Genomic DNA, 8,626 nt, shown 5'->3' with positions numbered 1-8,626 from the left:
CGACGAACCGGGCCCTGCAAGAGAACTATATCTTCCTGTAGAATAGACTCTTCTACCCATGTGCGGCATCGCCGGGCAACTGCAACTTTCGGGAGGGACGGCGGATCGAGATCTGATCCGGCGAATGTCCGACCTTCTTCAGCACCGCGGGCCCGACGGGGACGGGATCTACGTCGACGGGATGGTGGGGCTCGCTCACCGCCGCCTGGCGATCATCGACCTCTCCGGGGAGGGGCGTCAGCCGATGCAGAACGAGGACGGGACGCTCTGGCTGGTCTTCAATGGGGAGATCTACAACTACAGGGAGCTCATGGGGGAGTTGATCTCGTACGGGCACCGGTTCCAGTCCAGGACCGACAGCGAGGTGATCCTCCACGCATACGAGGAGTGGGGAACAGGGTGTTTATCCAGGTTCAACGGAATGTGGGCGTTCGCCCTCTGGGACGGGCGGCGACGCGAACTCTTCTGCGCCCGGGACCGCCTGGGGATAAAACCGTTCTATTACGCTGAAACACGCGATTCGTTCCTCTTTGCCTCCGAGATCAAGGCGCTCCGTGCGCACCCCGATGTCGGCAGGCGCCCCGACGAGGAGATGGTCTCTGCATTCCTCGCATGGGGCCTCGCGGATCACACCGACCGGACGATGTTTGAGGGCGTGCGCCAGCTGCTTCCGGCGCACTACATGATCGTCGGCGAGGATGGGATTGCAGAGCGCGCAGCCTTCTGGGAGGTTTCGTTCAATCCCGCACTGAATTCGGAACCCGGTTCTGACGGACGCCTTGCCACCGCGTTCCGGGAGCTCCTTGAAGATGCGGTGGACCTCCACCTCCGGAGCGACGTACCGGTCGGAACATGCCTCTCCGGCGGCCTGGATTCTTCCACCCTGGTGGCGCTCATCGACCGCGCGCTCCGCCGTGGGACTCCCGGGGTCGAACCCCCGCATCAGGATACGTTCTCAGCCTGCTTCCAGGATGAGCGGTTCGATGAGAGCGCCTATATCGATATCGCCGTGAAGGGTTCTGGTGTCAGGTCGCATCGGGTCTACCCGGACACCGGCTCCATCTGGGCCGATCTCGAGCACCTGCTCTACATCAACGACGAACCGTTTGCCGCCCTGACGTTATACTCCCAGTACTGCGTCATGCGGCTTGCCCGGGAGGAGGTGAAGGTGGTGCTGGACGGGCAGGGAGCGGACGAACTCCTTGCAGGCTACATCGCCTATCAGTACTGCCATATCAGGGGGCTGATCCGGGAGTTCCAGATTCTTCAGGCCGCGCGCGAGACCCTCGGAACGCTCCGGCACCACGGCGATTTCCTCTCGTACGCGGTAGGGCAATTCTTCGCGAGGAAGGAGCGCCGGGGCCTGATCCGGTCGGAAGGCCCCGGTTTTCCCCGCTACCGCGGCACCCTGAACGAAGCCCTGGAAACCGACCTGATGCGGGCGAACCTGCCCTACCTGCTCCACTGGGAAGACCGGACAAGTATGGCCTTCTCCATCGAAGCACGGGTGCCGTACCTGGATTACCGGGTCGTGGAGTTCCTGGCTTCATTGCCCGCCGACCAGAAGATCAGGGGCGGTGTGACAAAGTTCATCCTCAGGAAGGCGACCGGGGGGCTTATACCCGAGGCGATCCGGTGCAGGATGGACAAGAAAGGGTTCGCCACCCCGGAAGAGGTCTGGATGCAGGGAGATATGAGCGGACGGGTCCTTGAGATCATGTCGTCGGAGACGTTCCGGAGCCGTCCCTACTGGGATGCCGATGCTGTAGCAGAAAATTACAGAGACTTTCTTGAGGGGAAGGCGCCCTACTCGTCCGAGATCTGGCGGATGGTCTGCTGCGAGCTCTGGCTGCGGCGGTTTATCGATCCGGCGTGAACATACCCCTCCCGAAGAAGAGAGGGTCAGCGCGCGATCAGATCTGGCCCAGGCGGATGTACTGCTTCAATCCGTAACTTGCGAAACTGTAGGTATACCGTATCGCCCGGATTATGCCGGACGGACCTCTCCGGTAGAGTTTCATCCCGACGAGCATATTGCGGAAGTAATGGAAGACGAGTTTCACGTTCCTTACAAAAAGTGCGCGCGACGATATGTTCAGGCCCTGAAGGTCGCTCGATGCGTCCCTCCCGATCGCGTCGAAGCGTTCCTTCTTCTCTTGCGGGTAATCTTCGAAGTACCCGCGATGATGATAGATCACCTCCGGGATGAACTTGATCTTTCCGTCGACCACCGCTTTCTCATGTATCGCGCCGTAATACCGTAACCGGTCCTTCTTTGCAAGCCTGACATGGATCTCCGGGTGCCCGGACGGCGTTTCGAGGACCGTGCCGTCCGGGAGGACGTCATACCGCAAAAAAGAATATGCATCATACTCTTTTGAGGACGTCAGAGCCCGGAGCATCTGTAAGAACTTCGGTTCCAGGATCTCATCAGGAGCGAGGACGAACACCCATTCATTCTGCGCCCGCTCGATCCCATAATTTCGTTCGATGGCAAAACTTCCAGAAAACTCCCTCTGGATGACCACAGCACCAAACGCTTCGGCGATTTCGACGGTCTTATCCTCACTCTGCCCGTCGACGATGACAATTTCATCAAAGTACGGGGAGATCATCTCTAACGATCTGGCCAGATCAGACTCCTCATTTTTCGTAATCAAACAGACTGAGATTCCCATCCCATCACCAATCATATCATTTTTTGCCAGAAGACTTTCCATAGAGATTTTGCACAGCCATGGCAATCTGAAGCCATGAAAACTGTCCTACTGCTTTTTTACGAGCCAAATTCCCCATTTTATTCTGAATGACATCATCGGTCAGAACCCGCACCAGTGCGTCGGCAAGCCCGGAGGTATTTCTCGGCTCCACGAGGAGTCCGGTCACGCCGTCGTCGATGAGATACGGTATGCCCCCGACATTTGTCCCCACCAGGGGCTTGCCGCACGCCATTGCTTCGAGTCCTGCAATGCTGGTCGCCTCCTTGAGGGAAGGCAGAACCACGACGTCCGCCGCCGTATACCAGGAGGGCATCTCGGCATTAGGAACCGATCCGATAAAATAAATCATATCCTGCACCCTGAGTTCGCGGACTTTCTCCCGGAGCAGGGTCAACTGGTCGGGGTACGACCCTCCGACAACGAAGAATCTGGTATCCGGACACTGTTGAAGGATCGCCGGAACCGCTTCGATCAGGTATCTGACGCCGTTCTTCGGTTCGAGACGGCGGGGACAGAGCACGATCTTAGTCTCCGGCGCGAGAGCGTACTGCTGCCGAAGGTTTTTGGGCGGAACATTCGGTGAAAATTTCTCTGTATCAACCCCGTTTGAGATAAACGTGATCTTATCCGCCGGGATTCCCAGTGATCGGACAGCTTCGGCAAGTTCGTCGCTCGGGGTGATGATCCGATCCATGCGCGCGTAGACCCATCGGTACAGCCACAGCAATTTCCCCTGATCAAGACGGTCCAGGAACCCGGAAGTATGCTCGGTTGCAACTCCGAGGACCCCCGATTGCAACCTCGAGACGAATCCGTCGGGGAAGACGTAGTGGGAGTGCAGAAGGTCTATCTTTTTTACTTTTTTAATACGTCTCACGGTGAAGTATTCGAAGATGGCAAAGAGTGGGTATAGAGCCACGGTGTTCCGGGGCAGGTAGATCCTGACGAGATGAAGACCGTCGATCGTCTCTTCCCTCGGAGCGGATAACGTGTCCCGGAATGTAACTATCGTGACGTCGTTTCCAAGGCTCCGGAGCGCTCTGGCAAGCTCGTAGACGTGTGCTGCGATACCCCCGACGTTCGGGGGGAAATCCACTGAAAGCATGCAGATCTTGAGCACCATCCGATCCCCTAACTACATGTACGTCAGGCGCATGTTATGCTTTCCCATCTTGATGACCGCGGGATAGCAAGCCCCTGGACAAAAATGAGATGTGGCAGCAGTGCTATATAGGACGCCGGACCAATGATTGACCTATCACTCCGTCATGCAGGTGAGCCATGAGCGTTGCAATAATCCTCGGGACCCGGCCCGAGATCATCAAGATGTCCCCGATCATTCGGGAGTATGAACGGAGGGGAGACGGCTACTTCATCCTCCACACCGGCCAGCACTACTCCTACTCGATGGACAGGATCTTCTTTGAGCAACTGCATCTTCCGGATGCCCGGCACAACCTCAACGTGGGGTCGGGCCTGCAGGGGGAACAGACAGGAAAGATGCTCAGAGAGATAGAACGGGTCCTGATCGACGAAAAACCGCGTGCGGTCCTTGTGCAGGGGGATACTAACACGGTGCTCGCGGGAGCGCTTGCCGCAGTAAAACTCCATATTCCGGTGGGGCACGTCGAGGCCGGCCTGCGGAGCAACGACCGGAGGATGCCCGAGGAGATCAACCGGGTCCTGACGGATCATGTTTCGGACTACCTTTTTGCGCCGACCGCGGAGTCGCAACGGAACCTGAGGCGCGAAGGGGTGCCGGAAGAGAAGATCTTCGTTTGCGGGAACACGGTTGTAGACGCGGTCTTCCAGAACCTCGCGATCGCCGAACAGGCGGTGGACCCCCTTGCCGAACTCGGAGTCCGACCGGGCGGCTACTTCCTGGTAACAGCCCATCGCCAGGAGAACGTCGACGACGCGAGGAAACTAGGCGATATTCTTGAGGGCCTGGAGCGCGTCGCGGCCGAGTACGCGATGCCCGTGATCTACCCCATTCACCCCCGGACAAGGAAGATGATGGAGCTGTTCGGGTTACGGACCGGATCTGTCCGTTGCATCGAGCCTCTGGATTACCTCTCCTTCCTCCAGTTGGAGAAGCATGCAAGGCTGATCCTGACGGATTCGGGAGGGGTGCAGGAGGAGGCGTGCATCCTCCGCGTGCCCTGTGTGACGCTACGGGAGAACACGGAGCGGCCGGAGACGGTAGTTGCGGGAGCAAACATTCTGGTGGGAACCGACCCGGGAACGATCGTGGATGGTGTGCGGACGATGATGGAGAGGGAGCGAGTCTGGCAGAACCCCTACGGTGACGGGACGACAGGAGAAAAAATTGTAGAGATCGTCGACGGGTGTGGGCAATCCTCGAAATGAGGATAGCGTACACTTTAATCCCAATTTAACCTTAGAACCCTCTTTTCCTTTAAAGAATCGTTGCATACTTCAATCATTTTCAATATATCTAACCCGACATATCCGTTTGAGATATTTTGTTCAGATTTCGCCGTGACACAATTTAAAAAGGAATGTAATTCATCCCTAAGAGTGTTATTTGGGATAATCTCTAGATTATATGAACTGTTGTTATTCTCTACAACTTCAATTGTCTGCGAGGTACAGTTTACCAGAGCAGATCTCTTTGAGCCAACAATAACGAGAGAGCGAGTTTTCGGAGGGGTTAGCCAGCTCAACTCAATGTTGATAATCATCTCATCAAGATTACAATTAATAAATACTGCCTCAGCCCCTTTTAGTTTACTTCTTCTATATGCATTCCCAGTACAAGATACTTCATCAGGATTCTTTCTGAAGATATAATGTATGATATCAAAAGGATGAGGAGCTAAATCAAAAATTACATCCCGATCTTCAAACAGTGGTTCTATATTCGTCCACTTCAATTTCATTATTCGGATGTCCCCAAATTCATAATGCTCGATCATATCTCTTATTTTCGCAATCGCATTGTTGAATCTAAAAATATGGCCCACAGAAAGAACCACATGGTTATCCTTTGCAATATCGATCAACTGACGACCTTCGTCAATTGTCATCGCCAACGGTTTTTCAACTAGAACGTTTTTGTGAGATTCCAAAAACTCTTTTGCTAAAGGATAGTGACTGGCATTAGGTGTACAAATACTTACTGCCTTAATGCCATCATCAGTAAGCAAATCCCTATAATTTTTGGTAGTGGATACACCATATTTTTTGGAACAAAATTCCAAATTTTTGTCGAGCAGATCAGCCACATATACGTCGTTTCCAAGTGCCACATACTCCTCAACATGTTTTCTGCCCCAGTAGCCACCTCCAATCACTGCAACTTTCGATGAAACCACATTAAACACCGAAATAATAATGGTTAAACATTTATTTATAGTATGGTTTTGCAGGAACTCCCACAACGATTTGGCCGTCATCTACGTCTTTAGTAACGACTGATCCGGCTCCAATCATTGCACCATGCCCTATAATTACCGGCCCAATTATGGTTGAGTTCGCCCCAATAGATGCCCCACTTTTCACAACTGTCTGTACTAACTTCCAATCTCCTTCTTGTTTCAATTCACCGCTTTCATTGGTAGCCCTTGGAAATTTATCATTTGTGAAAACAACGCCAGGGCCGATAAAGACATTGTTTTCTATGGTCACCCCACTAGGGATGAAAGTGAATGCCCTGATCTTACAGTTATCTCCAATTTTCACATCGCCCTCAATATATACAAAAGAATCAATTTTACAGTTATTACCAATGTCACACCCATAGAGGTTAACTAAATCCTTAATTGTGGTTCCCTCACCAAAAGTAACATTCTTTATGATGGAATATCGACTTTCGACATCATGCATCAATCAATCATCTCCGCTATGCATTCACAGACGTACTCCACATCGTCGTCTGGGATCCCAGGATATAGGGGTAGAGATAAGACTTCTTTGCTAAATGCTTCAGAAATGGGATAATCACCCTCTTTGTAACCGTATAAATCCCTATAGATAGGCTGAAGATGAATAGGAATAGGATAGTGAACACCGGTTTCAATACCGCACTTGTTTAAATGTTCACTGACTTTATCCCTATTTTTCAATTTTATTGCAAAGATGTGATGCACCGAACCCACACTTTCATCCAACAAATGCTCTTTTGGAATGAGGGAACGATAGAGTGAAACAGTATTCTTTCTTTTTTCATTCCAGTCGTCAAGATATCTCAATTGAATCAATCCTATCGCTGCATTTATGGTATTTAATCGAGCAGTATATCCAACAACAGAGTGCTTATATTTATCAATTCTACCACAATCACGCAAGATTCTAACTTTCTCCGCAAGATCTTCATCATTTGTTGTGACCATTCCCCCATCCCCACCGACGGTCATATTTTTTATAGAGTAAAATGAAAAACAGCCAGCATCTCCTATACTTCCCACCTTTTTCCCGCCGTATTCAGCACCGTGCGCTTGGCAAGCATCTTCAATGACAAAAATATCGTTTTCTTTTAGTTGATGATAGATTTGCTCCAGGTTACATGGATTTCCATATAGATGGACAGGCACTATTCCCTTCACGTCCCTTATTTTAGGACCAAATAAAGTGGGATCGATGTTACCCGTGTTTCCCTCTACATCTGAGAAAACAGGTCTACCGCCAGCCTGAATAATAGAGTTCGCAGTTGCTATGAATGACATAGGAGTTGTTAGTATCGGCTCATTTTTTTTCACACCCCTCGCAATAAGCGATGAAGTTAGTGCAAAAGTTCCAGAATTTACAGAAACTGCATATTTTGTACCGATATATCGGGCGAATTCCTCCTCAAACTTGAACACACTTTCACCCATTACCAGTTTTTCATTTTCAAGGGCCAAAACAGCAGCATTTTTCATTTCATCGGAAATTATTGGACGTGACAGTGGGATTTTAACCATAAATAACATTTCTCACCACCCGGGGTTATAACTTGCGATTGAGTAGTATTCTATCGATTAACATCCTATATGCGCACAGTGATGCCATGTCCTGTTCACAGCAGATCTGCGTTTCAACCACAAAACAGGGAAGAATGAGGCGATCCTGACCGAGACGGAGACTCCGTTCGTCCTCCCCCAGCGTCGCAACAGCCGCAGTATGCGGCGTAGATCCATCTCACAGACCTTCATCTACCACAAACGGCTCATTCATGCCGGAAAGCGCGAAGTCGACGGTCTAACGTCCTACCTCTACAAGGATGCCGATCTGGCGATGGAAGAGCAGAAGACACGCTACCACTTGGCTGGGAGGGGCGATCAACCGTGAGCCATCGATCCAGGTGGGCAAACTCTCTCTCCAGAACGCCGCGGCGGTCTTCGGTCACGTCTTTGTCGGGTTCCTCTGTCTCCATCTCTACTGCCGGATCCTCAACCAGATCAAACAGGCAGGGCTGTCGGCACACCTCGCGCCACAGGGACTCCTCCTGAAACTCTCAAAGATATATACTGTAGTTTACGAGGAGGAGAAACGGATGACCGAGGCGCTAAAGCAGATGGGAGCTTGTCACGAAACTCAAACTCGATCTATTCCCTAAGTGTGGAGAGGTTGAAGATTCTAATGCGTGAGACGGAACAACAATAACCGCCCGTGAAGACGGGGATATGACCTCACGCGAAGAGTGAGTTGTACCGAAATATTGTGTCGATTTCGCAGTATTGCACTATGTTTGCGTGTTAAAATTGGCGAACTACTGGACTAGTGGACTATTTCATCTTAATTTGCGGGTATAGTCTCTTGAGTTTCACCCTTGCCTCTGCCGTCGTAAACTGCCAATCTACCTCTTTTTGCCGGGTATTCCTGTCCGTTTCCCAGTGTTTTGTCTCGACCCGAAGGGTTTCGCGGTCCCCGATTCTGCGGTTCAGGCATTGTCGCGTGAGTGC

At 51.7% G+C, this 8,626-nt stretch carries 9 protein-coding genes; 4 read left to right on the top strand and 5 right to left on the bottom strand.

Translation table 11 applies throughout. The annotated features are described in order from the left end of the window. Positions 1-58 precede the first annotated feature (58 nt). On the top strand, positions 59-1,876 hold the full coding sequence (gene asnB, locus BRA42_RS07710) for an asparagine synthase (glutamine-hydrolyzing) (protein ID WP_342770711.1): 1,818 nt from the start codon (positions 59-61) through the stop codon (positions 1,874-1,876). Positions 1,877-1,913: 37 nt separating this feature from the next. Here the strand turns inward: asnB and BRA42_RS07705 are convergent, their stop codons facing one another. Together BRA42_RS07705 and BRA42_RS07700 are read right to left on the bottom strand one after the other, a co-directional pair. Continuing rightward, positions 1,914-2,678: a glycosyltransferase family 2 protein gene (locus tag BRA42_RS07705; RefSeq protein WP_342770714.1), complete on the bottom strand. Its 765-nt coding sequence runs from the start codon at positions 2,676-2,678 to the stop codon at positions 1,914-1,916. Positions 2,679-2,694: 16 nt separating this feature from the next. Next, positions 2,695-3,843 carry a glycosyltransferase family 4 protein gene (locus BRA42_RS07700; RefSeq protein WP_342770710.1) on the bottom strand — a complete coding sequence of 383 codons (1,149 nt, stop codon included), beginning with the start codon at positions 3,841-3,843 and terminating at the stop codon, positions 2,695-2,697. A gap of 158 nt (positions 3,844-4,001) precedes the next feature. Between BRA42_RS07700 and wecB the strand changes: the two genes are divergently transcribed. Beyond that, positions 4,002-5,090, top strand: a complete 1,089-nt coding sequence (gene wecB, locus BRA42_RS07695; protein ID WP_342685828.1) for a non-hydrolyzing UDP-N-acetylglucosamine 2-epimerase — start codon at positions 4,002-4,004, stop codon at positions 5,088-5,090. 14 nt (positions 5,091-5,104) lie between these two features. Here wecB and BRA42_RS07690 read toward each other — a convergent pair whose 3' ends face one another. The 3 genes from BRA42_RS07690 to BRA42_RS07680 are packed head-to-tail and all read right to left on the bottom strand — an operon-like array spanning position 5,105 to position 7,645. Further along, positions 5,105-6,067, bottom strand: a complete 963-nt coding sequence (locus BRA42_RS07690; protein ID WP_342685829.1) for a Gfo/Idh/MocA family oxidoreductase — start codon at positions 6,065-6,067, stop codon at positions 5,105-5,107. A gap of 22 nt (positions 6,068-6,089) precedes the next feature. Then, positions 6,090-6,569, bottom strand: coding sequence for an acyltransferase (locus BRA42_RS07685; RefSeq protein ID WP_342770709.1), 480 nt, complete (start codon positions 6,567-6,569; stop codon positions 6,090-6,092). Beyond that, positions 6,569-7,645: a DegT/DnrJ/EryC1/StrS family aminotransferase gene (locus BRA42_RS07680; RefSeq protein WP_342685831.1), complete on the bottom strand. Its 1,077-nt coding sequence runs from the start codon at positions 7,643-7,645 to the stop codon at positions 6,569-6,571. The genes BRA42_RS07685 and BRA42_RS07680 overlap by 1 nt, the downstream gene beginning before the upstream one ends. Positions 7,646-7,844: 199 nt before the next feature. On the opposite strand from BRA42_RS07680, the gene BRA42_RS07675 reads away from it, so the two are divergent. Both BRA42_RS07675 and BRA42_RS07670 read left to right on the top strand, forming a co-directional pair. Beyond that, a complete protein-coding gene (locus BRA42_RS07675) occupies positions 7,845-8,012 on the top strand; it encodes a hypothetical protein (protein ID WP_342685832.1) in 168 nt (55 codons plus the stop codon). 13 nt (positions 8,013-8,025) lie between these two features. Then, entirely contained in the window at positions 8,026-8,280 is a 255-nt protein-coding gene (locus tag BRA42_RS07670; RefSeq protein WP_342685833.1) for a hypothetical protein, read from the top strand. The last annotated feature ends 346 nt before the right edge of the window (positions 8,281-8,626 follow it).

It is taken from the genome of Methanoculleus sp. UBA374, from assembly GCA_002508705.1.
Classification (GTDB): domain Archaea; phylum Halobacteriota; class Methanomicrobia; order Methanomicrobiales; family Methanoculleaceae; genus Methanoculleus; species Methanoculleus palmolei.
Note: the sequence above shows the minus strand (reverse complement) of the source record. Positions and strands in the feature narration are given on the sequence as shown.